We start from the raw sequence: 490 nt of genomic DNA, 5'->3' as shown, positions 1-490 counted from the left end.
GCCCATAAGCTACCTGAGCAACATTCCAATCTGTATGCTGCAACAAAGCGATGGCTTCTTTTACTATTCTGGATGAAATGTGTTCGGTGGTTGTTTTACCTGTAACCTCTTTAACAGCACGATTAAGGTGATTTACATGAACGGAAAGATTTTCAGCATAATGATTGGCAGTTTTTAACTGGAGTCCCATTTCAGGTGTATCTATAGGAAATTGCCTTTCAAGTAATTCCAGAAATAAACCTGCTATCCTTGAGGAAGCATTGGTATTTTTTTCAAAATTCAGAGCAGGTTGCAATTTCATGGCCTCATGAATAATGAGATGCAGGTAATTACGTAACAGATCATACTTATGAATATAATCTGAGGATACTTCAGAAATCATTTTCTTAAAGATGACCGAGATTTCTTGCTGCTGCTCGTCATTTACAAAGAATATTGGTGATCCCCCTATTTTAAACAACGGTGAATCCTGTAGGGTTCCTATTTTTTC

1 protein-coding gene is annotated in these 490 nt (G+C 37.1%); it reads right to left on the bottom strand.

The window, feature by feature from the left end:
- Positions 1 to 490 (bottom strand): helix-turn-helix domain-containing protein (locus tag AC1DG9_RS27710; RefSeq protein ID WP_477635786.1); only part of this gene is annotated, 490 nt, incomplete at both ends.

Source organism: Pedobacter sp. 05L430, assembly GCF_056397585.1.
This window is presented reverse-complemented; position numbering and strand designations above follow the sequence as displayed.